The organism is Lacimicrobium alkaliphilum (assembly GCF_002591895.1).
GTDB lineage: Bacteria > Pseudomonadota > Gammaproteobacteria > Enterobacterales > Alteromonadaceae > Lacimicrobium > Lacimicrobium alkaliphilum.
Genome location: NZ_NISX01000011.1, coordinates 63,473 through 89,727 on the forward strand (window position 1 = coordinate 63,473; position 26,255 = coordinate 89,727).

The 26,255-nt window shown below is 50.1% G+C and carries 24 protein-coding genes; 11 read left to right on the top strand and 13 right to left on the bottom strand.

Annotated elements, in window-relative coordinates; all coding sequences use genetic code 11:
• Window positions 1-32 precede the first annotated feature (32 nt).
• Genes CDA54_RS11770 through CDA54_RS11785 form a run of 4 tightly spaced genes read left to right on the top strand, consistent with a single transcriptional unit; the run spans window position 33 to window position 3,562 of the window.
• A complete protein-coding gene (locus CDA54_RS11770) occupies window positions 33-632 on the top strand; it encodes a PepSY-associated TM helix domain-containing protein (RefSeq protein WP_180237200.1) in 600 nt (199 codons plus the stop codon).
• Between the two features lie 14 nt (window positions 633-646).
• On the top strand, window positions 647-1,177 hold the full coding sequence (locus CDA54_RS11775; RefSeq protein ID WP_099035292.1) for a DUF2271 domain-containing protein: 531 nt from the start codon (window positions 647-649) through the stop codon (window positions 1,175-1,177).
• A gap of 27 nt (window positions 1,178-1,204) precedes the next feature.
• The gene (locus CDA54_RS11780) at window positions 1,205-2,038 is read left to right on the top strand and encodes a DUF4198 domain-containing protein (protein ID WP_099035218.1); all 834 of its coding nucleotides are present in this window, start codon (window positions 1,205-1,207) and stop codon (window positions 2,036-2,038) included.
• Window positions 2,039-2,074: 36 nt separating this feature from the next.
• Window positions 2,075-3,562, top strand: coding sequence for a flavodoxin domain-containing protein (locus CDA54_RS11785; protein WP_099035219.1), 1,488 nt, complete (start codon window positions 2,075-2,077; stop codon window positions 3,560-3,562).
• A gap of 11 nt (window positions 3,563-3,573) precedes the next feature.
• Here the strand turns inward: CDA54_RS11785 and CDA54_RS11790 are convergent, their stop codons facing one another.
• The 6 genes from CDA54_RS11790 to CDA54_RS11815 all read right to left on the bottom strand — a co-directional run bounded on the left by CDA54_RS11790 (window position 3,574) and on the right by CDA54_RS11815 (window position 12,314).
• The gene (locus CDA54_RS11790; RefSeq protein WP_244903106.1) at window positions 3,574-4,143 is read right to left on the bottom strand and encodes an NADPH-dependent FMN reductase; all 570 of its coding nucleotides are present in this window, start codon (window positions 4,141-4,143) and stop codon (window positions 3,574-3,576) included.
• 63 nt (window positions 4,144-4,206) lie between these two features.
• Window positions 4,207-4,641, bottom strand: coding sequence for a DUF3010 family protein (locus CDA54_RS11795; protein WP_099035293.1), 435 nt, complete (start codon window positions 4,639-4,641; stop codon window positions 4,207-4,209).
• A gap of 177 nt (window positions 4,642-4,818) precedes the next feature.
• A complete protein-coding gene (locus CDA54_RS11800) occupies window positions 4,819-7,506 on the bottom strand; it encodes a TonB-dependent receptor (RefSeq protein ID WP_099035221.1) in 2,688 nt (895 codons plus the stop codon).
• A gap of 156 nt (window positions 7,507-7,662) precedes the next feature.
• A complete protein-coding gene (locus tag CDA54_RS11805; protein ID WP_099035222.1) occupies window positions 7,663-10,617 on the bottom strand; it encodes a TonB-dependent receptor in 2,955 nt (984 codons plus the stop codon).
• A 67-nt stretch (window positions 10,618-10,684) separates the two neighbouring features.
• A complete protein-coding gene (locus CDA54_RS11810) occupies window positions 10,685-11,719 on the bottom strand; it encodes a FecR family protein (protein WP_180237201.1) in 1,035 nt (344 codons plus the stop codon).
• Between the two features lie 7 nt (window positions 11,720-11,726).
• The gene (locus tag CDA54_RS11815; protein WP_099035224.1) at window positions 11,727-12,314 is read right to left on the bottom strand and encodes an RNA polymerase sigma factor; all 588 of its coding nucleotides are present in this window, start codon (window positions 12,312-12,314) and stop codon (window positions 11,727-11,729) included.
• Window positions 12,315-12,601: 287 nt separating this feature from the next.
• Here CDA54_RS11815 and CDA54_RS11820 point away from each other — a divergent pair, with 287 nt between their 5' ends.
• On the top strand, window positions 12,602-13,507 hold the full coding sequence (locus CDA54_RS11820; protein ID WP_099035225.1) for a metallophosphoesterase: 906 nt from the start codon (window positions 12,602-12,604) through the stop codon (window positions 13,505-13,507).
• A gap of 42 nt (window positions 13,508-13,549) precedes the next feature.
• Here CDA54_RS11820 and CDA54_RS11825 read toward each other — a convergent pair whose 3' ends face one another.
• A complete protein-coding gene (locus CDA54_RS11825; RefSeq protein WP_099035226.1) occupies window positions 13,550-13,831 on the bottom strand; it encodes a hypothetical protein in 282 nt (93 codons plus the stop codon).
• A 233-nt stretch (window positions 13,832-14,064) separates the two neighbouring features.
• Between CDA54_RS11825 and CDA54_RS11830 the strand changes: the two genes are divergently transcribed.
• The 5 genes from CDA54_RS11830 to prsT all read left to right on the top strand — a co-directional run bounded on the left by CDA54_RS11830 (window position 14,065) and on the right by prsT (window position 19,876).
• Complete coding sequence (locus tag CDA54_RS11830) at window positions 14,065-14,316, top strand: RNA polymerase sigma factor (RefSeq protein ID WP_268235330.1); 252 nt, start codon at window positions 14,065-14,067, stop codon at window positions 14,314-14,316.
• Complete coding sequence (locus CDA54_RS11835) at window positions 14,309-14,551, top strand: hypothetical protein (RefSeq protein ID WP_099035228.1); 243 nt, start codon at window positions 14,309-14,311, stop codon at window positions 14,549-14,551. The genes CDA54_RS11830 and CDA54_RS11835 overlap by 8 nt, the downstream gene beginning before the upstream one ends.
• A gap of 127 nt (window positions 14,552-14,678) precedes the next feature.
• Window positions 14,679-16,070 (top strand): amidohydrolase family protein, encoded by a 1,392-nt coding sequence (locus tag CDA54_RS11840; RefSeq protein ID WP_099035229.1) that lies wholly within the window; start codon window positions 14,679-14,681, stop codon window positions 16,068-16,070.
• Window positions 16,071-16,321: 251 nt separating this feature from the next.
• On the top strand, window positions 16,322-17,020 hold the full coding sequence (xdp1, locus tag CDA54_RS11845) for an exosortase-dependent surface protein XDP1 (protein ID WP_099035230.1): 699 nt from the start codon (window positions 16,322-16,324) through the stop codon (window positions 17,018-17,020).
• Window positions 17,021-17,086: 66 nt separating this feature from the next.
• The gene (prsT, locus tag CDA54_RS11850) at window positions 17,087-19,876 is read left to right on the top strand and encodes an XrtA/PEP-CTERM system TPR-repeat protein PrsT (protein WP_143452287.1); all 2,790 of its coding nucleotides are present in this window, start codon (window positions 17,087-17,089) and stop codon (window positions 19,874-19,876) included.
• A 60-nt stretch (window positions 19,877-19,936) separates the two neighbouring features.
• Here prsT and CDA54_RS11855 read toward each other — a convergent pair whose 3' ends face one another.
• From CDA54_RS11855 to hppD, 4 genes are all read right to left on the bottom strand, one after another.
• Entirely contained in the window at window positions 19,937-21,256 is a 1,320-nt protein-coding gene (locus CDA54_RS11855) for a glycoside hydrolase family 2 TIM barrel-domain containing protein (RefSeq protein WP_099035232.1), read from the bottom strand.
• 128 nt (window positions 21,257-21,384) lie between these two features.
• A complete protein-coding gene (locus tag CDA54_RS11860) occupies window positions 21,385-22,281 on the bottom strand; it encodes a hypothetical protein (protein WP_099035233.1) in 897 nt (298 codons plus the stop codon).
• 90 nt (window positions 22,282-22,371) lie between these two features.
• On the bottom strand, window positions 22,372-22,920 hold the full coding sequence (locus CDA54_RS11865) for a VOC family protein (protein ID WP_099035234.1): 549 nt from the start codon (window positions 22,918-22,920) through the stop codon (window positions 22,372-22,374).
• Window positions 22,920-24,008 (bottom strand): 4-hydroxyphenylpyruvate dioxygenase, encoded by a 1,089-nt coding sequence (gene hppD, locus CDA54_RS11870; protein WP_099035235.1) that lies wholly within the window; start codon window positions 24,006-24,008, stop codon window positions 22,920-22,922. The genes CDA54_RS11865 and hppD overlap by 1 nt, the downstream gene beginning before the upstream one ends.
• 170 nt (window positions 24,009-24,178) lie before the next feature.
• Here hppD and CDA54_RS11875 point away from each other — a divergent pair, with 170 nt between their 5' ends.
• A complete protein-coding gene (locus tag CDA54_RS11875; protein ID WP_099035236.1) occupies window positions 24,179-24,634 on the top strand; it encodes a MarR family winged helix-turn-helix transcriptional regulator in 456 nt (151 codons plus the stop codon).
• A gap of 11 nt (window positions 24,635-24,645) precedes the next feature.
• On the opposite strand, the gene CDA54_RS11880 is transcribed toward CDA54_RS11875, so the two are convergent.
• Window positions 24,646-25,965: a HipA domain-containing protein gene (locus CDA54_RS11880; RefSeq protein ID WP_099035237.1), complete on the bottom strand. Its 1,320-nt coding sequence runs from the start codon at window positions 25,963-25,965 to the stop codon at window positions 24,646-24,648.
• Window positions 25,952-26,224, bottom strand: a complete 273-nt coding sequence (locus CDA54_RS11885) for a helix-turn-helix domain-containing protein (protein WP_099035238.1) — start codon at window positions 26,222-26,224, stop codon at window positions 25,952-25,954. The genes CDA54_RS11880 and CDA54_RS11885 overlap by 14 nt, the downstream gene beginning before the upstream one ends.
• Between the last annotated feature and the right edge of the window lie 31 nt (window positions 26,225-26,255).

The following is a 26,255-nucleotide window of genomic DNA, read 5'->3' on the forward strand; positions in this document are numbered from 1 at the left end:
CCCTGTGTTAAAGCCGCAGCGGCGGCATGCCAATGAGTGCATCGCTTGGCTCTGTCAGACAGTGGCACTGGATCAGTGCCGCGTTATGTCTGGCCGGTATGCTGCTGTTTGCCATCACGGGCATTACCCTCAACCATGCGGCGGATATTCCTGCCAGCCTTGAGGTGATCACTGTAGAAGCCAGGGTCCCGCAACCCATGCTTAAACAATGGCTGGCACAAAACCCACAGCCACAGAGGTTATCCCCACCGCTGCGAGCGTGGCTGGCCAACCGGCATGACATCAGTATGGGTAAAGACCTTGAAGGTGAATGGGATGACCCTGAGCTGTACCTGAGTATGGCCGGCCCTGGTCAGGATGCATGGCTGGCGCTGGATACCCAAAGCGGCGAGTTTCTGTATGAGAAAACCGACCGCGGCTGGGTGGCCTATTTCAATGATCTGCATAAAGGCCGCGACAGCGGAGCCGTGTGGCGATGGTTTATCGATATCTTCGCCGCGGCCTGCGTGGTGTTTTGTGTGACAGGCCTGATTCTGCTCTGGCGTCAGTCGTCAAACCGTCTGACAACCTGGCCTTTAACCACTCTTGGCATGCTGATTCCGCTGATGATCATGCTGATTTTTATCCATTGAATATGAGTAACCCTATGCAATTGAACCATTTTATCTGTACCTGCAGCATCGCTTTGCTGTTGCTGAGCCCGGCGACCCGTGCCGATAACCTTAAACTGGAAATTGAAATTCCCAGGTTGGAGGTAGCCGAATACCACAAACCCTATGTTGCCGTGTGGCTTGAAGATGAAAGTCGCAAGGCACGGCAGATTGCCCTTTGGTATGACCTCAATATGCGCGACAACGAAGGCCAGCAATGGCTTAAAGATCTGCGCCAGTGGTGGCGCCGTGGCGGACGGCAACTACAGCTCCCCTACGACGGAGTGACCTCCGCCACCCGTGGTCCGGGACAACACAGCATCACAATCCCACTGAACCACGGCGAACTGGTTGATCTCAGCTCCGGCGCATATCGTCTTCGCATCGAAGCATCCCGTGAGGTGGGTGGCAGAGAACTGATAGAACTGCCTCTGAACCTGCCACTGTCAGAAAATCGCTTCCCTTTATCGGCCCGGGGAGAGAGTGAACTTGGCCGGATTGTTTTAACCCTGAATGCAACTCATTAGAACCGCTTCACTAACAGGAGAATATTTATGCGCTTAACTGCTTTTACCAAACCGGCGATATGCCTTGCTCTGGCCGCGCTGACCTTATCACAGGCTCACGCGCACCGGGCCTGGATCCTGCCCAGTTCGACGGTATTATCCGGCGACGCCCCTTATGTCACCTTTGATGCTGCCATTTCCAATACCCTGTTTCACCCTGATCATGTGGCAATGGGCATTGACGGTGTGGAAATCCTGTCACCACTTGGCAACCCGGTAAAACCCGAACATGCCGCCAAGGGTAAATATCGCTCCACCTTTGATATTCAGCTTGCTGAACAGGGCACCTACAAAATTGCCTATGCCGCTGGCGGTTTGCGCGCATTCTGGGAAGATGACGACGGCAATCGCAAAATGTGGCCCGGCCGCGGTCAAACCGCTAAAGACAGCGAATTCGACACCGCGGTACCCAAAGACGCTAAAAACCTGCGGGTCAGCCGCAGTTACCGGCGTATCGAGACCTTTGTCACACTGGGTGCCCCCACGGATAAGGTTTTCACACCCACCAATCAGGGGCTGGAGCTAATCCCTCAGACTCACCCGAATGATCTGTACGCCACAGAAACCGCCCGGTTCCGTTTATTGTTTAATGGTGAACCGGCTAACGGCGCTGAAGTTGAAGTGATCCCCGGTGGTATGCGCTATCGCGACAGCCAGCAAGCGATCAAGGTGAAAGCCAGCGAGCAGGGATATATCAGTATCACCTGGCCCGTAGCCGGACAGTATTTCCTTGAAGCGGGATATCAGGATGATAAGGCCAAAGCCCCTGCTACTCAGCGTCGTGGCAGTTATTCGGCAACGTTTGAGGTACTGCCGCTTTAATAGCGCACAGCAACCTCACAGAAAAAGACAGCACCCATGACAGAAGCGCAACGCCTGATCCTCGCCGGTGTGATAACCACTATCTGGCTGCTTGGCTGCGTATGGCTGCTTTGCCGTCATCGCGGGACTCGCCCGTTGGCAGACGCCCGGGCAGATCTGCTGGTGGCCTATGCCAGCCAAAGCGGCAATGCGGCAGCTCTGGCCAGACAACAGGCACAACAACTTGCTGAGCGTGGCAGAGTTAATATTCTGCCCCTTAATCAGGTATCCCCCACCCTGTTGAAAAACACCCCGAAGGCACTGTTTGTGGTCAGCACCTATGGCGAAGGTGAACCGCCGGATAATGGCCGGCGCTTCAGCCAGCGCTTTTTAAAGCCTCAGGCTAAATCTGCTGTTGATCTGTCTCATTTACGCTACTCGGTGATTGCCCTTGGCGATCGCAATTACGCAGGCTTTTGCGCCTTTGGCCATCAGCTTTATCAGGGGCTCGCGGCGCTGGGGGCCCAGGCGGAGCAGCCGCTGACCGAGATTGATGCGGCAAATGATCTGATGCACTGGCAACTGCCTGCTGCGGCTACACCTCACACCAGTCAGCCGGTCCAGCCACTCTTACATTGGCAGTTGTGCCAACGGCAACAACTTAATCCCGGCAGCACTAACGCGCCACTGTATTTACTCAGCCTGAGTATGCCTGGCCCGATGCCCGTATGGCGGGCCGGTGACGTACTGACAATACAGCCCAAACATGATCCGCAAAAAATACAACGCTGGCTTGAACGCACGCAAATGGAGGCTGAGAAGATAGTAGTCATCAACCAGCGGGCCCAATCGCTGTCTGACTGGCTGGCAGAGCGGCATTTGCCTGAACAGGGTTGCCCTCAAGGCTCGCCTGTAACGGACTGGCTGGATCAATTACCCCATTTGCCACAGCGTCAGTATTCTGTTGCATCGGTACCCGCTGAAGGCGTGCTTAAGCTGATTGTGCGGCTGCAATACCGCACCGATGGCGGACCGGGAACAGGTTCCGGATGGCTGACCCGCTATTGTATGACCGGAGAGCATTTCGCTGCCACTATACAAGCGAATGTGCATTGCCATATTCACAACCATCGCGCCCCGCTGTTATTGATTGGCGCTGGCAGCGGTCTGGCCGGGATGCGTGCACAACTGATGCAACGGGCAGCTCAGGCTGATGCCGGGCCGGTATGGCTGATATTCGGGGAGCGCAGCGAGAGCCATGATAATCCCCTTGCCCATGAACTGGACTACTGGCGCGATCAGGGCCTGATCAGTCGCCTCGACAAAACCTACTCACAAGGCCCGCAGCCTGGATATGTGCAGTATGTACTGAACAGCCAGGCCGGGGCACTGAAGGATTTTATGGCACAGGATGGCGAGATTTACCTGTGCGGCAATAAAAGCGGCATGGGTGACGGCGTCCATCAGTGCCTGCAAAAATTGTTGGGTGAACAACTGCTGGAACAACTGACAGAGCAAGGCCGTTACCATCGCGACCTGTACTGATTTGCCTGTGGTTATTCGCGCATGGCTTTAAGGGCCGCGGCCCAGCGATGCAGCTCTTTGAGCATATCGGTGGCCGAATTTTTATGTGGTTCCTCGGGCGTAAACTGGCGCTCGTCATCCACTTTATTCCAGGGCATCTGTACCAGCACGCCCTCCGGGATTGGCATCATTTTGAGCGCAGTAACCAGCTGTTTAGCCAGTTGCGCAGAACGCAATCCGCCAGAAACACCACCGTAACTGACAAAACCACAGGGTTTATAATTCCACTCGTTATAAATAAAGTTCAGGGCATTAAAAAACGCCGGTGGCGGGCAGAAGTTATACTCGGGGAGCACAAACACATAGGCATCTGCCTGTTCGATTTTGGCCGACCAGGCTTTGGTATGCTCTTTCTGATAATCCTGCTGACGGGGATGATTAGGTTCGTCATAGACCGGCAGGTTGTAATCAGCAATATCCACCAGCTCAGAGACAAAACTGCTGTGTTGGCCTGCAAACTCGTTAAACCACTTCCCCACCGGTGGGCCAATCCGCCCGGGCCGGGTGCTGCATATCACTGTTTGTAGCTTTAACTGCATCATACTCTCCTTTGTTATCCGGATTATCGGTCAATAAAAACAATGTTCTATATCAGTTTTGGCTGACTATGAAGTATGGATAGCCTTCATCAGCCAGGCATAAGCAGTATTAAAGGCGGTTTCCTGAAACTGTTTAAGGCCGGTTTCGGCAAAAGGTACCGTCAGGGGATTGCGACGCAGAGACTCTTTGATATCCGTCGGGCTGAACACCACCACCTCCAGATCCTCAATCAGCTCGATAGCCGCTTCCAGTTTAAAACCAACGGCGCCCCCGGCAAATTTGCCCTTAGCCGGGCGCTGGCGAATGATCACCTTTTCAATCTTATAGTCTGCCACCAGCTTGGCAAAGGTACTCTGAAAATGCTTAAGCCCCTTGGCACTGGTATCGGCCAGCGTCAGCTTCCGGCTGCGACAATCAGGCACATGGAACAGCCCGTCCACCAGCGACAACAAACAAATATTCGCTTCATTACCCTTTAAATCAACACCACAGACTTTCATAACTTCTCCCATCCACATTTGTTTGCCAGTATACCAACAATATCCGGGTCTTTTCCCATCAGGCTGTTTGATTGGCAATATTATTTTTACACAAGGGAGAGGTTTTACAGGATTCAATAGATGTGAAAAATGCCCCCGTGGTCACGGGGGCATGAAATGTCGCGGATTAGCCTTGGATCAGAACGTGTAAACCATACCTAAAATCAGATTGCGGCCACTGGTTGTGTAGGACTGTGTGCGGTTGTCCTGGAACTGGCGGATACGTTCATCAGTCAGGTTATTGCCTTCGAAGGTAACCTGCAGTTGCTCTGAAACATTATAAAACGCCTTAAAGTCGATGAAGCGGGTATCGTCATAACCCTGAACCACATTCTGACTTTCACCTTCACCAGCTACGTAATCATCCCGGTAAGCCTGAGACAGACGCAGCCCCCAGCTATCGGTTTCATAATAGACTGTGATGTTGTACGCCAGTTCGGACAACCCCGGAGGAGTTACTTCAAACGCCTGTCCTTCGTTAAATAAGGTCGTCTCGCCATCGGCCAGCGTCACATTGGTGGCAACACCCAGGTTACTTAACAGACCAGGCAAAAAGGTGAGGTCCGCCTGTAGTGCCAGCTCCAGCCCCTGGACTGTTGCTCCATCACCGTTTATGGGTTGCTGTACGGTAAATTCAGTTTGTGCATTGACCCGTGGATCAAACTCCAGAAACTCCAGAGGATAACCAGTTTGCGCATAAGGTTTGGTAACCGACTGTTCGACGATAAAGGAATCCATATCCTTGTAAAACAGGCCCAGAGCAAAACGCAGATCTTCAGAGTAATACTCCAGCGCGCCATCGAATGAGTCAGCCACAAAGCGTTCAAGATTCGGGTTTCCGGCGCCGATACGGGTATCCGCAACGCCCACCTGAGCTGCGGCACGTAATTGATTCAGAGCAGGGCGGGAAATGTTGCGGTTAGCGCCGACCCGCAGTACCCACTGATCATTCAGATCCAGCGCAAGGTTGACACTCGGCAGAAAATCATCGTAATTTTTCTCGAAAGTGACATATTCCAGCCCGGTTCCGGTATTCACTTCACCGCTGGACGTCTGTTCTGTCTGATACCAGCGCACACCGAGATTACCACGTAAAGCCATGCCACCGATGTCTTTGTAAAAATTGTATTTGGCGTAGGCGGCTGTGGTTTCTTCTTTGAGGTCATAAACTGTGCCTGGGCGATTAAAGGAGGCATCCAGCTGCCGTGAGATACGTCCGGTGGCTTCGACACGCTCAAAGGTGGCGAAGTTATCGGCAATAATATAGGGACGTAATATGGGGATTTGGGTCAACTGGAAAACCGCCTCGGGGGCCTCCGCATCGTTCTCCCAGTCTTCACGATCTCGGCGTTCGAAACCATTTGACTCATAGCTTTTTAGCTGTGCACCAAAGTCTAACGAGTCACCGTTATCAAATTCATAACTCCAGTCAGTCTGCACCGTATTATATTGATTATCGATACTGTCTTCACGAACGTCGGTACGCATTAATGACCACTCAGCGGCATCCGCAATATCAAAGCCATAGCTGTTTTGTCCGTACGCGGCGTCGCGCCAGTCAACAGAAAAAGTATGCCCGGACGCTTCGGCAAACACCTTGTCATGAACCGGCTGGTCGAAGTCTGATTCTGATCGACCCAGCAACAGGTTAGCCGATAATGCATCGGTAATAAAAAACTCGCCGGACAGGGATAACTGGTAGAAATTGGTTTCTCCATAACTGACTTTTGACTCGGTACGCAAATCGAGGTTTTCAAAAGATGCATACATCAGGTTATCACCAACAATAGCTGCATCCACCAACAACTGACCGGCGGTAACATCACCGGTAAAGGCATTGGTACCTGCTGTGGAAATCTGGTTTTCTATCCGATCGTTAGACAACTGACCAAACAGACCGTCCAGTGACCAGTTGACTGTTGTGGAGGGCTGCCACTGCAATGACGCCGTAATCCCCAGGCGTTCACGATCGTTGTGCCAGGAGGCAATATTATTGGCCCGTGGCACAAAAACCCGGTTCGCACCGGTTGCATTGACCAATCTGTCGGCCACCGCCGCATCCACCGAATCGGCAACATTATTCTCGCCAAAGCTGGCCCGGCGCCAGGACCAGACATGGTAACCCTTCTCAATGGTTTCCACCTGCGAATAGGCCACTGACACCAGTGCCCCGACATCTCCCCAGGTATTTGACAGCAGCGCCGCCAGACGAGGTCCGGTACTGTCATTCATATCGTTATAGATGGCCTTGGCCGACAACGCACCACGGAAACCGTCATAGTCAAAGGGGCGCGCAGTGTGTAAGTCTACCGTACCGGCCAGCCCACCTTCATCTAAACTGGCATCGTAGGATTTATGTACATCAATACGATTAAACAATTCAGATGCAAACACGCTGAAATCAAAATCCCGGGTGCGCGAGGCACTACCACGCTGGTCAACCCCCGAGTCAGTGGTAAAAAGAGCCTCCAGCCCGTTGACTCTGGTCCGTGTGAAGTTGGGGCCAAGACCACGCAATGCAATCTGCCGACCTTCACCTGAATCCCTTGAAATGGTCACCCCGGAGATCCGTTGTAAGGATTCCGCCAGGTTAAGATCCGGGAAACTGGCAATATCTTCGGCGAGAATGGTTTCGGTAACATTATCGGCATCCTGTTTAAGGGCCGCACTCTCTCTCAGGCTGGAACGATAACCTTTGACCACGATCTGCTCGATGGTAGCCTCGTTACGCTGATTGACATCCTGTTGAGCCACACTGGTGCCGGTTATAGTCAGAGCCGACGTCACGGCGAAAGCGACTTTATGAATGCTGTTACGGGTTTTCATTAATGCTGATCCTCTGGTTACTCTCATCTTGGCTATCTGTAGCGCCGCACGGCGGCGCAGTGGTTGAATCAGCCACAAGACAAAGCAGCAAAGAGGAGTTTTCAGTTAGTTCAGCATCTTCATAAAAGTTTCATATTCAGGACTGACAGAGCGCCCTCAGAACGCAAGGCTTAAGCCCAGTTGCCAGCGGCGTCCGGATCTTGTATTGACCAGGGGGCGATTGGCCTCAGGATCAGCAAAAACGTCAATATCTTCATCACTCAGATTCAGGGCGTCCAGCGTCAGCTTGACGTTCTCAGAGAGTTTGAAAAAAAGCGAGGCATCAACAAACTGCAGAGCATTTACGCCATGGAAGTCGTTGATATTGTCCACTTCGGTAAAATAACGATCCCGGAAGGTCGTGGATATCCTCACCCCCCCCCTGGCATACTCAAGGTAAAGCGTCAGGTTATAGGTGTGCTTTGACAGGTACAGCAGCGGACCGTCTATCTGTCTGCCATTGATGCCATATTGGGTTTTACCCTGAGCGAAAGTATAATTTGCCAGCATACCGACGCCGGGTACAAACTCAAACCGTGACGACAATTCAGCGCCACGAATCACGCCTCCATCACCATTAAAAGGCTGGGATAAAGAGAATAGTTGCCCTTTCCTGTCTTCTGTAAGCAAGCTTACGGGTAGATTTAACTGATCAAAATCAACCAGACGGGTCTGATTGACAATGTACGAGTCAAGATCCTTGTAATAAAGTGACAGGCCAACGAAGTCGACCTGTCCAAAGTAAATCTCAGCGCCAAAATCCAGTGATCTGGCGACAAAGGGACGAAGTTCCGGATTGCCCTGATCAACTCTGTTGTCGGGAATGCTTACATCCGCTGTCGCACGCAGATCACTGATGCCCGGCCTGGACAAATTACGACTGGCACTGAACCTGAGTGTGAGATTGTCACTGACATCCCAGGCCAGATTCAGGCTCGGCAACCACTGCTGATAACCACTGGCAAAGGATAACGGCGTCAGTGTCAGATTATCACCGCTACTACTGCTCTCACTGGTGATGAGTGACTCCCCTGAGCTGCTAAACCGGGTATCAAGCCAGCGCAGGCCAAGGTTACCGCGCAGGTCATTAATTTCGATATTAAGCTGAGCGTACAGCCCAAACGTTTCTTCCTCCAACTCAAAGGCGGTGCCGAGGCGATTGGACTCAGCACCCAGCGTGCGGTCGAAGGGTTGTCGGGAAATGCGCCCCTGCAATCCCTGCTCCAGTATTCCGGCAAAGCTCTTGTTAACATCAGCGACCACGAAATCCGGATGTGAAGGCATGTTGACAGGTGCAGTCACATATCCTAGGCCAAGTTCGTTCAGATCCCTGACATCGTCCCGCCGTTCAAACCCCTGAGAAATAAAGCCTTTGTACTGGCCACCAAACTCAACACTATACTGGGCATCCAGATGCCATGTGAGATCGGCATTCAGCGACAAGAAGCGATTTCGGATTTGATCTTCGCGCACATCGGCACGATGCAATTGCCAATGTTGCCTGTCGGCAAGATCAAAATCGTACTGTCTGGCAGGAGCCCGTTGGTGCTCGCGGTAATCAAATCCAAAAGCCCGCCCCGGCGCCTGCAGGAAAATCTTGTCGTGAACCGGACTGAAAAAATCTGAGCGGGTTTGACTGCCCGACAGATGCAAAGACACATCTTTGTTGATCCTGTAAGACAGATCCACAATACTGCTCCAGAATTCGGTTTGCACCTCTGAATACTTGGCTTCGCTGCGAATATCAGCCTGTTCAAACCGGGCAAACTGCACCGTGTTGTGACGATCATAGTCCAGCGCAGTGACACCCTGCATATTCTGATTGGCCAGGTTATATTCATGGTCAGTACTGTCGAGGCTGGCATAGAGATTGTCAAATGACAGCTGTAGCGCCTCAGATACCGACCATTGCAAAGACGTTGTCAGACCGAGACGGCGCTGCTCACGACGGGCAAAGGTGTAAGACGCCACTGTGGGGCCTACCAGCCGACCATCAGCAAGCGCCGCTTTCTGAGGCAGGCTAAGGTCAGGCCCGGAGGCTGAGCGACTGAAGGTACGCCAGCCCCAGTCCCGATGACCACTTTCAAAAGTATTGGTTTCACTGTAGGCGACCGACAATAACCCCCCTGCCTGTTCTCCTGAGGCAGAAAAGAGCGCCGAAAAACGCGGAGTAAAGGCGTTGGATTGCTCGTTATAAGCCTGCTTAATGCTCACCGCAGCCTGTGACTGGTCGAAATCGAATGGCCTTGGCGTGATTAGATTAATGGTTCCGGCGATACCGCCCTCATCCTGTTTAGCGGTGTAGGTTTTCTCCACATCGATTTGTCTGAACAATTCAGCCGCAAAAATATTGAAGTCGAAGTTGCGGCTGCGGCTGGCAGAGCCGCGATGATCGAAGATCGAGTTAAAGGTAGCCAGAGACTCAACATGGTTGATTTGCACCCTGACAAAATTCGGCCCCAATCCTCTTAATCCCAACTGACGGGTTTCACCATTATCCCTTTCAGCAATCATGCCCGGCAGCCGTTGCAGCGCATCACCAAGGTTCAGCTCCGGAAAATCGGCAATATCTTCGGCGAAGATAGTATCGGAACCCAGGACATTACTGCGTTTGCGCATTTGCGAGGCGCTCAGACTATCCCGATAACCCCTGACAATAATAGTATCCATCAGCTCAGACTGGTTCGCGGCGGTGGCTGTCGGTGCCTCGATGGGCAGAGGTGTTTGTGGCTCAGGGGAGCGTACCAGCAAAATCATATTGTCCCGCAGGCGGGGCTCAACATCAGATTGGTGCAACAGCCTGGACAATGCCTCCGCCAGGGTAAAATGCCCTTGCAGACTGACAACAGATGTATCAGGCAGAATCTCTGTGGGCGCCACTAACACCTTGCCCGTTTGCCGGGCAAGTTCATTCAATGCCTCTGACAATGAAGAACTTTCAATGTTTACTGGATAGGTTGTGTCCGGTCCGGCCAAAACCGGGTTTCCATAAATCAGCATCAATACCAGCAGACTGATGGAAACGGCATACTTCATACAGGATTCGGCCTTGTCGACATACAGGTCAACCAAAGATCTTAACCCTGAAATGTTACAAAAATTCTAACATCTTATCTGGCCTGTTTTTTTGGCGAAGATGTCACTGTTGAAATAACAGAATCCGCCCTGCCCTGTGCTCAACCCTGAGATCATGGGTGACGAGTAAACCCTCTATCAGTGCATCAGACTCATCAATCCGGAACGACGCCGTGATCTGTAATCCGGCCAACTTCTGTTCAGCTAAAACTATCGGCGTTTTGCGGTAACGATTCACATCTTTGAGCACCTCCGCCAGCGCCTCGCCCCGGTAATCCAGCCGCCCGGTCCGCCATTGCAGGGCATGCTCATACTCGTAGGGTTGCACGGCGCTGAACAATGTATCCGCTGAAAATGTTATACGCTGCCCCTGGCCCAGAGACTTTACCAACCGGGTGTTACTGGCTGTTGCCACCACATTGACCAGGCCTTCATCGACCGAGACCCGCACCTTGTCGCTGCTGCGCACCTCAAACGCCGTGCCGACAGCCCTGACCTCCACGTCCAGGGCGGAGACAACAAAAGGCCGATGAGGATCCCTGGCCACCTCAAAATGGGCGGCACCTTGCAACAGCTCAATATTTCTGCGGGCACGGGTCAGCAGCACTGAAATCTCAGAGCGTCCGCTCAGAGTCACCACAGAGCCATCTTCGAGCAGGATCTGACGATTCTCAGCATAGCCTGACCGATACCTGTCTGGTGTAGGTTCGAAGACTCCCGGTATCAGCGTGGCAAAACCAATTAACAGCATCATGGATATGGCAGCGACCGGGTTTGCCAGCGGCCTGCACATTGCCCGCAACCAGGTACTGCACATCGCAATACCGGATTGCAAAAACGACGGCGAGCGTACTTTATGCCGTACCGGTTCGGCGCTGTTCTCAGCGGCAAAGATCAATTCGTCGGTCAGGCCCACGTCTTTCCACAGACTGGCGGCGTTATCAAATGCCCGCTGATGAGTCACTGACGCGTCCAGCCAGGCGCGCAGGGCCTGCTCATCCTCTGGTTTGAACTCACCGGACTGCAAACGCACCAGCCATTCAAGAGCCTGTTCGTCCGCGGTTTGCTTTGCATCGCCGGTATGGAGGGTCGTTTTCATCTTTGCTTCACCCCGCTTCATTGGTATAGCCACTTGCCTGCTGCAAAATAGACAAAGCAGCGTATAAATGACGGGAAATATCGGCCTGGCTCCAGCCAAGTTCGGCAGATATCTGCGCATAGGTTTGCCCCTTGAGGCGACTGCGAATCAGTATTTGCCGTTGTTTTTCGGACAGCAGATGCAGTGATTCACCAATCGAGGCCAGTTGTTTTTGTCTGGTTATAAGGCGCTCAGGATCAATCTCATCCATTTGCTCCTGCCCGGCTGACATTTGCTCGGAAATATACCGATTAATGCGTTTTACCCGATCAATGCCATTAAGTGTCTGATTCACCGCCATCTTGTATAAATAGGCCTTGGGGTTATCGATACATTCGGGATCGCGGCTCTCACCAAATCGGGCAAACACGTCCTGAACAACATCTTCAGGCTCAGGCGGACCGGCACCGTAGTTGCGCTGAAGGTACCTGACGATATTTTCAGCGTGCTCCCGATAAAGGGTGTTCAGATTGTTTTTTACGGCCAACGTATTACTTCTTTGCTGAGGTGCCGACGTCAGCGGATAAATTCCGCCGCTTTCAACTTTGGATAGCATGCTGAGTTGTTATCAATGTCCATTTCATACAAGACAATTATCCCCGCCAGATTTTCCAGATTATTTTTGATTTATAAAAAAAATCAGATCAATCATAAAGTTGAAATCACACTTCGGTTGAATTCAGTGGCGGATTAGAACCGACACAGATGAAGTTTTTATGACATCCGCCCTGTAGCTGAAAACTCTGTGGCAATTGTTTGTCCTGTAAAGGTCACTCCCTTTGCTCTAAGTCGGGGCGACGCACCATTTGCAATCATGAGACTAACTTTTCAGAGGATACCAGAATGAAAGAATCGATCAGCCTGCGACAGCTTGTGTGTTTATTGAGCTTATGTAGTTTGTCTTTTGCTGGTTGGGCAGCCATGCAGAAGCAGGACTCACCATCCTTCTCCCTGGCAGTGATTGCCGATTGCCAGTATGCCGACAAAAACGACAACGGTGCGCGCCTGTATCGACGTTGTCCGGCCAAACTGCGCGAAGCCGTTGAAGATATCAACCAACAGCAGGTAAAGGGCACGCTGCACTTAGGTGATTTTATCGACCAGGACTACCAAAGCTTCGAAGTCCTTAACCGTATTACCGCAAAAAGCCGGGTGCCGTTCTATCATGTGCTTGGCAACCATGATTTTGCTGTCGAGGACCGGTATAAAAACGACATCACCACCGCGCTGAATATGCCTGCGCGACACTATAGTTTTGATATCGATGACTGGCGTTTTATCGCCCTGGACGGTAATGATGTCAGCCATCACGGCTGGCCGGGCAGCAGTGACAGACATCAGCAGAATATGCAGCTTATCCGTGACAAGTATGCCGACAAGGCCACCTGGAATGGTGCCGTGGGTAAAGAGCAACTGCGCTGGCTTAAGGCAACACTTGAGCAGGCCACCGGCGAGAGCAAAAAAGTCGTCATACTGAGTCACTTTCCCGTCTACCCTGAGGATCCTCACCGGCTATGGAATCATCAGGAGGTACTTGCGTTGGTTGGCGACTATGCCATTGTCAAAGCCTGGTTCAATGGACATAACCACAAGGGGGACTATGGCAAAAAGCACGGCATTCATTTTGTCACCTTCCATGGCATGCTCGACACTGAGGATACGGCTTACAGCATCGTCGAATTTCATCCTCAAAGTATTCTGATAAAGGGCCGCGGCCGCCAACCCGATATGCAATTGCCTTTAAACTAAAGATACCAATACGCGGCGTTGCTTTGTCTGCAACGCCTTTTTTTATAGGTCGGACGCTGATCTGGTAGAACGGAAAAAACCGGTAACCTTACTGACCACGGCTTTTCTGGCATCCACCATGGCCACACCCAGTATCAGCGCGGTAAACCAGAATGCCACTTCGGTGATCACCGCCACCACAGCAACCACTGTAAGGGTTATATTCCTATCTGCTGACAGCAACAAGGCGGCAGCCATGCCCAGCCAGCAAAGTAGCACCAAAGACCAGATAACAGTCAGGGTGCGTTTTTTATTCAGTTGACGAAATGATTTCAGCCTAAACATAATGCGTGCTCCATTTGTTGATGTCCCCACAATGGGGATTCACAGACTGCAGTCGGCTTATTCCCGCAAAGCTTACAAAAATTATTTTTGTAAGCTTTGTCGGTATCTGACGACTAAAGAGCTGCAGAGAAATTAGCCTGAGGGTTTCGGAGTAATGGCGCTTGGCAGATAACAACAGGAATACCGGGGACGACCAGCGTGAACAGACAGTGCAGCAATACTAGTCAAGGATCATCAGGGCCGCCTCTGGCTATGAATGCCGCTGCGCTCTGCGTGATGAGCTGGCACAGGATATGGCGCTGGCGGTATGGCGATCGCTGCCGGGTTTCAGCAACCAGTGCACGCTTAATACTTATATTTACCGCGTGATCCACAATGTTGCAGTGGATCATATTCGTCGCCACAGCCGGGCCACGGAATATGAGTTGGCGGATGAGATAGTGGACGACAATATCAGCCCTGAAGGCGATTTAATCCATGCCTGAACATATCAGTCTGATTAAACAGGAAATTCTGCGCTGGCAGTTAAGCTGGATTGCTACTGTCATCTTCACCCTGGTATTGATGCTCTTTGTCGCCGCCGATTACCTGACTATGGGTTATATTGCTGCAGATGTGCCACGTCTGCTGTTGGCCCTGTTGATCCTGCTACTGGCTATATTGTTTTTTCGCCACAAAAAACACAGTGCAGAAAAAATACTTAACAGGCTCACCGAATAGCTTCGGGCTATCTCCGGGTTTATCTGTGTCGGGGCTGTCACTCAGCCCCCTTGTTTATAAAAAGTTGTAAGCTTTCTGCCCTGCCCACGACTACTACCCTGAATTTTTATTAATCAGGAAACTCACCATGTACCGAATTATGCTTACCCTGGCGCTTGTCTGGCCAACCCTGTCATTCGCTGATACGTCGCAAACTCTCTATATCAATGCCAATCTGATTCACCCTGAAAAAGGCGAAATAGTGAAAAATGGCTATCTGCTGGTCAGGGACGGGCGTTTTGTTGCAGTGGGCCAGAGCAGGCCCGCACTAAGCGAACCACATCAAGTTGTGGATCTGAAAGGGCAGTATGTCACCGCGGGGTTTATTGATACCCATGCACACATCAGCCTGGGTGAGGTCAGCTATGAGATAGACGACCAGAATGTGAGCTTCCAGGCTGCAAACAGCCTGGAGATCGGCCGCTGGAATGGCGAAAGGATGCTGCAACACGGCATTACCGCCATTCGCAATCCCGGTGGTGACACCAGTGCAAATCTTGCCTACAAACAGGCCCAAAGAAACGGAGAACTGAAGGGGCCAAAAGCCTTTGTGGCCGGTGCCATTATCAATACCCAGCCCTTCGACGGACTGGTGGCACAGGCACAAAGCGACCAGGACATTGACCGCATCATCCGTCACCAGGCCGAACAGGGCGTTGACTATATCAAGCTCTACACCGGGCTCAGCGAGGCACAGCTCGCCAGGGCAGTAGCCAGTGCTAAAGCATTTCAGTTGCCGGTGATTGCTCACCTTGAAGATATCAGCTGGACAACAGGAGCAGAGCTCGGCATCGATCATCTGGTGCATGCCATGCCTGTCTCGCCAGCCTTGCTCGGGCAAAAGGAACGACAACGGTATCTGCAAAGCCATCGGCCCGGCAGTTTCAGCTGGTTCGAATGGTACCAACATATGTCATTAAGCAGCATCAAGATAGATGAACTGGCACAGACACTGACCAGCACTAATACAGCCGTGGACCCTACCCTGATTGTTTTTTACAACGCCTTTTTTGCTGACCAGTCGCAGGTAACGGCTCATCAGGAACTTGAACTGGTTCATCCGGACCTACTCAATAACTGGCGCACCTTCTACCACTTCAATATTGGCTGGCAGACTGAGGACTATCAACAGGCACAACAGGTCTGGCCCAAAGTACTGGCCTTTGTAAAGTTTCTGCATGATCGTGGCGTGACACTTAGCATAGGCACCGATCTTGGCAATCCCTGGGTGATCCCCGGGCTGAGCTATCATCAGGAAATGGCGCTGATGGCCGACGCCGGGCTGACCCCCATGCAGATTCTGGCCATGGCAACCCACAAAGGTGCCGAAGTGCTGGGTCAGGCAGACCAACTCGGGCGCCTGACTCCTGGCCTGATTGCCGATTTTGTGGTGTTTGCTTCCGATCCCAGCCAATCCATTGAAAACACACGTGATATTTCCATGGTAGTACAAGCGGGGAAAAAGGTTTATAAGAGGTAGGGGACACTTGGTTGCGAATGTAACGTACAGGGACGTATGATTAAAGATACCTTATCAACTTACTAATTTAGTGGTGGCTGACACCCAAGTTACATATAATGACTTTTAGTATTTGCTTGTCGGTATTATTTACACTACTTACCGATGCGTGTCGAAAAAAATCAATAAGCCATTGAATTTTATAATTTATTATAAATTGGCACAATAACTGCTTAGGTATTAATTCTACCGTAGTTTCAGGAAACAGAGCAATGTTTAGAACGTCTTTGCTATTAATCGCAGCCCTGATTGGTTTTCAGGCCAGTGCAGCGACACAAGTCTGGGATTTGAATAATTCTTCTGGTTATTCCAACTCTCTTAGCATGAATATAAATGGTATCACTGCCAATATCACCGGCTGGTCGGGAACCGGCTATCAGAATATGAATCAGGCCTGGATTGGCCACTGGTCAAGCGGTTCTGGCGTCATTCACAGCTGGGACGAGTATAACAGTGGTACGCATCATTCAATGGACAATTCAGGCCAGTATGATGCAATGCTGATCACCTTTGATCAGGAAGTATCCCTCGACAGTTTCAGCATTGGCTGGCACTACAATGATTCAGATGTGTCTGTAGCAGCCTACACAGGTGGCGGCAGTGTGAGTGATTTATCTGGCACGAGCTGGAACTCATTTCTGACCAGCGGCTGGACATCACAGGGCAGCTTTTCCGACCTTGCGAACAATACTTATCAGAGTATTTCTCCGACAGTCACGTCCAAATCCTGGCTGATTGGTGCATATAATCCTTTTATCCAGAATATGGGCTGGTCAACAGGCAACGACTACATGAAGTTAAGTGGTCTGCAAACCAGCTACTCAACGACTACAGAAGTACCGGAACCGGCTGTCATCGCTCTGTTTTTATTAGGCATTGCGACTCTGGCAGGGCGCAAAAGAAACGTCTGATTCTTTCTAATGCAGACAATTATGGGGTAGAGTAATCTACCCCTTTTTCGTTTTTGGTTGCTGTTTATGAAGTCGATTCTCACTGCTCTGGCTTTGATGCTGTACCTGGGTTCGTTGCAGGCACAAGACTTTTCCCGTCACTATGAGTCTGCAAGAACGGCCTATGATGACGGCAAACACGAAGACGCCTTTATTCACCTGAAAAATGCTCTGCAGGACAACCCTGACCACCTTCCCTCTACATTGTTGATGGGTAATGTCTATTTCGACACAGGCAATATGCAGGCTGCTGAACAACTCTTCAACGAAGCTCTGGAGCTGGGCGCGGATCTGAATCTGGTGTTGCCCCTGCTTGGAAGCAGCCTGATCCTTCAGAATAAAGTCGATGCCCTGATTGCTTTTGAGGATCGTTACGACACGCTTAACCGCAGAGGTAAATTTGAATGGCACCTGCTCAGGGGGCAGGCCTATATTCTGCAACAGCGTCCTGAGCAAGCTGACGCACAGTTGAATCAGGCCAAAGCACTATTTCCGAATGAAATCCGGGCCATAAATGCAACCGCCACGTTCTACCTCCAGCATGGGCGATATACAGAAGCTGAGGCATTAGTCAGCCAGGCACTTGAACAAGAGCCTGAGAATGAGAAAACCTGGCAACTTAAAGGTGATATTGCACTCAAACAAGGACAGTTTGACCAGGCGCTCGGCGCTTTCCAGAAGGCCTATTCTATTGACGCTGAGGATATGCTTATTTTAAAGGGCCTGACCCACAGCCACTTTAGTCTGGAAAATTATGAGCAAGCCCATAAATTTAACCAGCAATTGTTAGAACTGAATCCAATGGAGCCTACCGCCAATATCCTCAAATCCTGGATATTGGGTTATCAGGGAAATCCTGCAGCGGCAAAAGACCTGTTAATGAACCTGAGTCAGAACCTTGCAGAACTTGATCCCGAAGGAATTCTCTACAAAGGCAGTAACAGTTACGTGCACGGCCTGTCTGAGTATATGCAGGGTAATATGGATTCCGCCCAGCGCATCCTGCTCAAGCATGTACAAACTCGGGCTGACGATACAAAAGCCCTGCGATTGCTGACTGAGACATATATAAAGGATGGCAACACCGACAGAGCGATAGTGGTGCTCGAAAAACACCAAAGCCAGGTGAACAATGACCTTGATCTGGGATTGTTGTTGGTCAATCTGCACTTTAGTCAGGAAAATCTGTTCCGTGCTGAAAAAGTACTTGAGGCGTTGCGGGGCCGCTTCGCCAACTCCCTCTCTGTAAAATATACAGAGGCAGATCTGCTGGCCAGACAAGGAAAATTTGCAGCAGCGCTGGATATCATCAGACAAATCGAAACCAATACAGAGCAACTCAGATTCCAGTTACTTAAAGCTAAACTTTTGTTGCGAACGGGTAACGAAGAACAGGCTGATTCACTCATCACAGAACTACTTGAAAAATACCCTGAAAATCCCGAAGCACTGAATTTGAGCTCTACGTTATTGATCGCCAGAGGTCAGTTTGAGCAGGCCGATGAGACGATCCAAAAGGTGCTTGCCGGAAACGAGAGTAACCAAAGCGCGAACTTTAACCTGGCACTGTTGCAAGAGGCCAGGCAAGACTATTCTCAGGCCAGAGAAACTCTTAAAGCAATGCTTAAACAACGGCCAGCCCATGTTCCGGCTCTGCTGAAACTGGCGGATATCGAAGTTAAAACAGGCAACCAGGATGCCGCCACTGAACAGCTGCAAAAAGTGCTGGCCTACGCCCCGCAGAATAAACAGGCACAGGAGAAAATCCTGAATATCATGTTGCAGCGGCGTATGTGGAAAGAAGCGCTGAGCATTGTCGATGGCTTGCGCAAGAAAGAACGGTTTAACCCGCAATTTATTGGCCTGCAGGCCAGATTATATATTGAAACGAATAATCTGGAGGCGGCAAAAGCTAATCTGGATGTTTTATTCAGTCTGTGGAGCGACAATGCCGGCAAGTTACTGGAGCTGGCGACATTACAAAAACAGGCTGAAGACGTTGTCGGCGCCAGAAAAAGTCTGCAAAAAGCCGAACAACTTCAACCCCGCAATAGTGCAGTATTGGTAGCCCTGACCCGCCTGGAAATAGGCAGCGATAATCTATCCGCAGCCAAAGCTCTTGTTAACAGGCTGGCCAAAACAGATATTCAGCCATCACAGCTTTCGTTGATTCAGGGTGAATTAGCCAGTGCTAATAAGAACTGGGCCAATGCCGCAAAAGCTTTCGAACAAGCCATTAACGAAGACAACAGTAACCTGGCAGCGATAGTGGGTTTCTATCAGATGACCTTGCAGGGACATCAGGCAACACAATTTCACTCAATACTTGAACCTATTGTGGAGAAAACCGAAACACCAGCCTGGATCCGTAAGCTATTGGCCGACAGCTATCTTATCAGCAATGATAATGCCAACGCCCGTAAGCACTATGAAGCACTGCTAAGCACAGCACAATTCAATGACAACCCGGCGGTATTGAATAATCTTGCGAACCTTTATGCAGCCTCCGATCTGGACAAAGCATTGCAAACAGCAGAAAAGGCACTTTCTATTGCAGGAAAGAGCAATCACGCCCTGCTCGATACCCTGGGCTGGATCCACGCACAGAAAGGTAGTTATGAAAGCGCACTTTCGCCACTGCGCGAAGCTTATGTGTTAAATTCATCCGACCCCGAAATCCGATACCATCTCGGTTACGTACTCGCCAAACTGGATCGCGTGGAAGAAGCCAGAAACCAACTCCGTGCAGCTACCAAAAACAGCAACCACCCGGTATATAAGGAGGCATCGCTGTTGCTGGAAAGCCTGGAGAAATAAGCTTTTTAACGTCTTTCTCCGTTAGAACCAACCCTGAGTGCTGCTTTCAAACGCTCTGATTTAGTTTTTTGCCACCATAAAAGGAACATTAGCATTGGCGACCTTGCCGCTGCCATTTTCTATGGTCACAAACAGGCGGTAAGGGCCCGCTATTTGTGGTGCCAGGAACTGCATACTGCCGTGCTGATTGTCAGTAACAACATCAAGCGAGGCAGGTTGAGGACGCTCTTCAGGATCTCCCCCGGATTTAATATCCGTGCTCTCAGGTAACACTTCCCAATACAGGCTGACCGGACTGTCACTGCCCGGTTTAAAATTAACAGATACATCAACTATGCCGCCCGGTTTCAGATGCACACTGTCTGTTGCCTTTTGGCCTTCAAGGGTAAAAGAGACGATTGAGGGCGCACGCGTAGCAGGCCACTCCCCTGTCCACAGGTATTCAAGGCTGTCTACGACTTCGGTGGGTTGACCACTCTCGTTAAATACACCGTACCAGGTGGGCGTCGTTTCCTGCTTCTGCCCCCATAGAAACGCGTAAGAGCCCAATGCTTTATCTGGCGCGGCGGCAATACCCTGTTGATATCGATGGCGGTAAATCGCAGCTTTCTCGGTACTGGTCTGCTCAATGGGCACACCCCAGTCTGTTTTATCGATTTCCCAATGGCCTGTCGGGCCCCATTCGGTGACTACATAAGCACCGTTATAGCCAATTTCATCCAGTGTCGCTGGCAGGTTTTCCAGCCCACCGTAGATATTAATACTCAGGTAATCGATACTGGGTACCCGACTGGCAATGAGATCGGCCTTTTCCTTATCGACACCCGCTACAACTGTGGTAACCAGATGATGGGGATCGAGGCGTTTGATCATTGCGGCAATATCCTCAACTGCAAACCAGACACCCGTGTTGGTATAGAACAGATCCAGTTCATTGCCTATTCCCCAGGCCAGTAGCGCCGGATGATCTTTAAACTTAAGCACCGTTTCACGAATGCGTTTCTTTTGCTCAGCTACAGCGGCCGTATCATTATAATCAAAGCCGTGGCGTTCTTTACCCATACTCAGGCCCAGCATGACAGTCAGACCGGCCTGATACGCCTGGTCGAGAATGGCACTGGCATTATCAGCACTCCAGGTACGTAATGAATTACCACCGCTTTGTGCCAGTTCTGTCAGATGTTCCCGGCCTCCGGCACCTTTTATAAAGTAAGGTTGTCCCTGACGCTCGATAAACCAGTGGCCTTCCCGCTCAACCAGTTTCACCGGTATCGCTGAGGAATTGCGCTTAGATTCGTTCCCGGGTGCAATGGTACATGCACCAAGAGACACAACAAACAGAAAAGAAAGCATTAACTGGCTGGAACGTAAAAACGGCATCGATAAAACCCTAACAACTTGAAAGCGCTTACAAATATAATACGTTACGTTGCCAAATTAAAACAGATGCTGACAGAGTATCTATCTCCTGCGCTCTGTGTGTGATACAAAACTCAGCAGTATGAAAATCATTCAAACTGACTAAGGTAACCTTGCCAGCGCTGCATACGCTGATACGTTTGATTACTCATATCATTGAAATGCAACCTACCTCTGTATTCTTGCCGACGCCGTTTTTGCTCTTCAATAAACGCAAGGTAAAGCTGCGCTAAACGTCCATCTGGTGTGATTTTGTTAAGATGCATAGCAATAGCTTCTTTATCAAGCATATCAATTGCAGGATTAGAGTGATCAATAGGCTCCTCTGCATCCCCAGGGTTCATTAAGGTTCCGAACATCAATCTTTCTGCATGTCCAACCGCCGGTGATTGCGCCATTACTCTGTATGCACCATTTGTATAACCGGTTACCGCATAAAAATCCTGGTGTAACTCAACATGCTCTGGCCACCAGTTCATTTCCGCGTACAGAAATGCCAAAGGCCGCATTAAGTCAAAGTTGCCCAGCTCAACATTCTGATGCCATTGTGAAATGGTCATATCAAGGTATTTAAAGGCAGGTGTAATATCTGTGGAAAATGAATAAAAAGAATCACCAGGGAAAAAGGTTGCCTCAGAGTAGTGCCAGTCATGTTGTTGATATCTTTCCAATAGCTCTTTTTTCATGAGCCATCTGGTAAAATAGTAATCAACGATCTCATCGGCCTGCTGCACATTGGCACGAGTATGAAAAGAAGTATCGAGAAGATTTAATATCGGTGGTTCAGGTACCGCATGTTTCTCGCGATTGAACGCGTATAACTCCAGAACTACATAGTTCAGCACCGTCGCAGCGAATATCAGGCCAGCCAAAACTATCCACACACTCTTGCGAATATAGCGGTCGGTAAAAAAAGACATCAATGGCTCAGATTTATCTGGCACCTTAACAAAGATTTCCCTCATGCCAAACCCCATGTTTTTCATGGCCAGTGTAATCCAGGCAAGAGAAAATAAAAAGCCGGCTGATTTACAGCCGGCTTAAATACATCTTACTGATCTTTACTGCCCCGTTTATTACTCTCCGGCACCTTTAAAATCACCGCCGCTATGTAGCCAGTCAGCATGCTTAGGCGCTTTTTTGGTGCGCGCCCATTCATCCAGCATATCCGGCGCTACCCTTTTCAGCTCACCCAACATTCCCGGCTTAGCGGTATTCGCCGCAAGTTCGATACGATGGCCGTTAGGGTCGAAGAAATAGATAGACTTAAAAATAGTATGGTCTGTGGGACCCAATACTTTAACCCCGTTGGCTTCAAGCTTTTCTTTGGAGGCTAACAACTCATCCATGCTTTCTACTTCAAAAGCAATATGCTGCACCCATGCCGGCGTATTCTCATCCCGCCCCATTTCCGGTGAATTGGGGATCTCGAAAAACGCCAGCACATTGCCCATACCTGCATCCAGGAAAACATGCATGTAAGGATCAGGCTCTTTGGTAGAAGGCACTTCGTTTTCAGCAATGGCCAGTTGGAAATCCATCCCCAACAGATCCCGGTAAAAGGCTACCGTCTCCTTAGCATCCTTGCAGCGATAAGCCACATGATGAATGCGTTTAATCGCCATTATGCCACCTCCCCTTTTTTCTTAACCACGCCACGATTCACCTGGTCACGTTCAATAGACTCAAACAGAGCCTTAAAGTTACCCTCGCCAAAGCCCTCGTCTTCCTTGCGCTGAATAAACTCAAAGAATACCGGCCCAAGCATCGTCTCGGAGAAAATTTGCAACAGCAGACGCGGCTGTCCACCCTCGGTGGTGCCGTCGAGCAGAATGCCCCGGGACTTGATCTCGTCAACAGGCTCACCGTGCCCGGGTAAACGCTCTTCCAGCATTTCGTAATAGGTTTCCGGCGGCGCTGTCATAAACTTAGTGCCCTGGGCCTTGAGACGATCCCAACAGGCCAGTAAGTCATCGCAGGCAAAGGCAATGTGCTGGATCCCTTCGCCGTTATATTGCATCAGAAACTCTTCAATCTGACCACCGCCACCGGCAGCCTCTTCATTCAGAGGAATACGGATTTTGCCATCCGGTGCGGTCATGGCTTTAGACAGCAGGCCGGTATACTCGCCTTTGATATCGAAATAGCGAATTTCGCGGAAGTTAAACAGCTTGGTGTAATAATTGGCCCAATAGTCCATACGGCCCCGATACACATTGTGAGTCAGGTGATCCAGGGTATGGAAACCACACCCTTCGGGATGACGATCCACACCTTCTATCCAGTCAAAGTCGATGTCGTATATGGTTTCGCCTTCTTTATAGCGGTCAATCAGATAAAGGTTTGCACCGCCAATGCCTTTAATGGCAGGCAGGCGCAGCTCCATTGGCCCGGTAGGGATTTCAACGGGCTGGGCACCATTTTTGATGGCTTCACTGTATGCAAACTGAGAGTTCTTAACCCTGAAAGCCATACCACAAGCTGAAGGGCCATGCTCCTCAGCATAATAAGAGGCATAGCTTTTGGGTTCATAATTGGTAATAAAATTAATATCACCCTGACGCCACAGTTCAACATCTTTAGATTTATGTACAGCGACCCTGGTGAAGCCCATGGATGAAAACACCGTCTCCAGCAGACCTTTTTCCGGGGCAGTAAATTCTACAAATTCAAACCCGTCCAAACCCATTGGATTTTCAAATAAATCAGCCATGTTCTTTCTCCTGCTACTGGGTATTATTTTATGTGCAGTGGCGTTGATCTCTGTGATCTGACGCGCATGCTACTATTCGTTCTGATGGCAGCCAATTTAGTTGCACATACAACTATTGTCAAACCGGCCCATAGCGGCGATGATGAGGTGGAAACATAAGAGGACAACATATGGCAAATAAACAAGACAAACTGGTGTTAAGACTGGAGCGCTTTTTTCCTTACCGTTTGTCAATTCTGTCAAACAAAATCAGCAGTATTATCGCCGATACTTATAAAGATAAGTTTGCCATTTCTATTACCGAGTGGCGGATTATGGCGGTATTGGGAGAGTTCCCGGATATCTCTGCCGATGAAATCTCCGCCAGAACCCAGATCGAGAAATCCCTTATCAGTCGCTCGGTCAGCAAACTGTTAAAACGCAAGCTGATTGACAGGGATATGGCAGAAGATGACCGCCGCCGCTCAATGATCCGGCTGTCAGATACGGGTAATGCCGTGTATGAAGAAATTGTGCCGCTGTCCTATCAGTACGAGCGGGCACTGCTGGAATGTTTCAGCGAAACAGAGCAAGACCAGTTCAGCCACTTAATTGACCGGTTGTATGAGCATGCTAATTCGTTGTAGTGACGAAGAACTTAATCAAAAGCCGCTCTGCGCACCAGCGCAAATTGCCGACTTTGCTCCAGCAGGTAATCACAACGCTGCACTACCAGCTGGCTCAGTGCTTCTACCTGAGCGTTTTGCTCCTTGCTTAATTGATGCCCGGACATATCTAATCGGCGTGCCTGATTACGGCATCTGAGGGCAAGGCTATCAAGCCGTCGCTTCAGCAGACTGAATTTGATCTGCGCATCCTCTGCCATGCTCAATAAGTCGTAAGCTGTTGTCTTATTGATATCAAAATTATCGCCAATAGCCATGGCCAGCCCGGTGTCAAGCTTTGGCTGTTGAGAGGCCTCAAACACTACAGACACCAGATCATAAAATGGGGTGATGCTCAGTCCCCCACTGGCTGTTACAAAGAAGCTGATATTTTTACCATGGGCATCACTGTTACCAATGATCAGGTTAAACAGCACCCAGTCGATAATACTCTGGGTAGTTACAGCGGGAACAGAGGTGATTTTCGCAAACGCAAATAATCTGGCCAGACTAACCCCGTCACGGATATGCGCAACATCTCTGCCACTGCCAAAATTCTGTTCATATTTATATTCCGGGGGAAAATCGAGAGCCTGGCAGCCGTCGATCATATGGCGCTTATCGACTCCCTGCCCGGTAACTCTTCTGTCAAATCGTTGCACCAGCAAGGCACTATGAGTACCAAAATTTCTGACAGACACCTTTGGTACAGTTAAACCAACAGCTCCCGCCAACGTCATACAATAAAGCTCATTAATCACAACCGAAGGGTAGTCTGGTGAGGCAAATTTCAGAAGGTGAGTACTTGCATACTTACCATCCGCTAAAAACAATGCTCCATGAGCATCCACGTAAACATTGAGTTTATTCTGCACACCGGCCACAGAGAGCCTGAACTTGCCATCCCATAATGCAACATCAGTATTCCCATCGAGTCGTTTGGTTAACTCGCTGTCAGTCACTTCCCGCAATGCGGTTTGTGGCCGTTGACCAGTTCCAAAAGTGAGCGCACCGGCAGTATCCCGGCCTATGGCGGTTAAAATGGCATAGAGGTTGTTTTTAGAAAGGTGCTCGCTTTCCAGTAACAGTTCAAAGGCACTGCCTTCGGGAAACAGGTTGCGGATAAAGTTCACCACTGTATTGGCTGGTATCTCACCTTCAAACGGCATGTGTGGGGATACCGGGTAACCCTCTGCTATCCAGGAAGCGGTGTATTCAAACAGACAAATCTTGGGTTGCTCAAAAATCAGGCTGCCCACCTGCCTTTTCCCGGCATAAACACTGATTTGAGGACGAGACTTAGATCCAGTCATCTTCACCCTGCTCAGTTTCCTGGATGGTAAGAAATACGCCTAAAGCATCCAGCGCCTTGAATAAGGTTTCAACACGAATATTATTGACACCTCTTTCCACATTGCTATATGCCTGCTTGGATAACCCACACAGACTGGCCGCATCCTCAAGCGTCATATTCAGGGATGTTCTTCTGTGACGAATAAACTGCCCCAAAATCCGCATATCTGCGGGCTGAGATAAGTCCGGCTTTTTTGCTATAGTGACTTTTTTGGCCATAATAAATCCTACAATAAGAGGATTTTAAAAG